This window comes from Quadrisphaera granulorum, from assembly GCF_003149145.1.
GTDB lineage: Bacteria > Actinomycetota > Actinomycetes > Actinomycetales > Quadrisphaeraceae > Quadrisphaera > Quadrisphaera granulorum.
In genome coordinates, this window is record NZ_QGDQ01000073.1 from 1 (window position 1) to 1,475 (window position 1,475).

Genomic DNA, 1,475 nt, shown 5'->3' on the forward strand with positions numbered 1-1,475 from the left:
GGGGGGTGTCCCTATGTCGTTGTCAAGCGGCCAGGGCCACCTCAGAGCTCGTCGGCGTCGTCCGTGGGCGGTAGGGCTGACGGTCACGCAGCATCGCGAAGAGAACGTCCACGCGACGGCGGGCCAGGCAGATCAGGGCGGCGTTGTGGCGGCGGCCTTCGGCGCGCTTGCGGTCGTAGTAGGCCCGGCTGGCCGGGTCTGACAGCGCCGCGAACGCGGACAGGAACAGCGCTGACTTCAACGCGTGGTGCCCGCGCTGGGAGTGACTCTCACCCTTGATCGAGGAGCCTGACCTGCGCGTCACGGGCGCCAGCCCGGCGTAGGAGGCCAGGTGCGCGGCGCTGGCGAAAGCGCTGCCGTCCCCGACGATGGTGAGGATCTTGATGGCGGTCCTGACCCCGACACCGGGCATCGAGGTCAGGACCTCGGCAAGAGGGTGGGACTCCAGGCGCGCCTCGAGCTCGACCGCCAGCGCTGCACGTTCGTCGCGGACCTCCCGCAGCTGGGCGGCGACGCCGGTGATGACCCGACCGAACGCGCCGGTCCCGGTGATGGTGACGCTCTGGGTGGCCAGCGCCGCGGTGATCTGGGCGGGCAGGGTGCGCGCCAGGCGTGGTGAGCGTGGCCGCAGCACCTCGGCGATGCCGTCGGTGCCGAGGGCGGCCAGGGCCGCGGGAGTGCCCGCGGCGGCGAGCAGGTCGATCACCCCGTCGCGGTCGAAGTGCCTGGCCAGGAGCCGTTCCAGGGCGGGGTGGACGTGGGTGAGGGCGTCACGCAGGCGGTTGGTCAGGCGGGTGGCCTGCTGGGCGAGGTCGTCGTCGTAGCCGGCCAGCACCCCCAGGTCGGCGAGGGTCTCATCGTCGGTGCCGACCCGGCGCAGGGTGTGGGGGTGGGAGCGGGCGGCGTCGGCGATGACGTAGGCGTCGCGGGCGTCGGTCTTGGCCTGACCGGGCTGCAGGTCGGCCAGGCGCCGCATCGTCAGCCCCGGCAGGTAGGCCACCTCGATGCCGAGGTCGCGGGCCACGGCGATGGCCAGGGCGCCGATGGCGGCGGGCTGGTCGACCACCGCCAGGACACGCCCACGCTCGGTGAGCTTGGTGAAGACCGCGCGCAGGGCGGCTTCGTCGTTGGTCAGGGCCTTGTCGTGGATCTTGCGGCCGGCCGGGTCCAGGGCGCAGGCGTGGTGGTCGGCCTTGCCGACGTCCAGGCCGAGGTAGACGTCGTAGTGGTGCTCGGATGGGGCCATCGCGTCCTCCGGGTCGCGCTTCATCTGCGTGCGGCAGACCAGCCCGGACACCCGCGTCGCAGCCACGTTACGTACAGCGATCCAGTCCACGGGTCCCTATCAGCGATCACCAGTGCCCACCCGCCGCCGGTGACAACACCCCCCAGATCATCGGTGCACAGGGGGACTCAGTCATACCGGCGGCGGTGGCCTGCCACCCCATCGCTGGGGTGATCAAGAAGGTAACGGG

The 1,475-nt window shown here is 72.0% G+C and carries 1 protein-coding gene; it reads right to left on the reverse strand.

What is annotated here, in order from left to right; genetic code table 11:
• Nucleotides 1–22: 22 nt before the first annotated feature.
• The gene (locus BXY45_RS22730) at nt 23–1,246 is read right to left on the reverse strand and encodes an IS110 family RNA-guided transposase (protein ID WP_109776809.1); all 1,224 of its coding nucleotides are present in this window, start codon (nt 1,244–1,246) and stop codon (nt 23–25) included.
• Nucleotides 1,247–1,475: the final 229 nt, after the last annotated feature.

Excerpts from the sequence above, each read along its gene's own strand:
- BXY45_RS22730 (WP_109776809.1), bottom strand. The coding sequence starts at position 1,246 with ATGGCCCCATCCGAGCACCACTACGACGTCTACCTCGGCCTGGACGTC.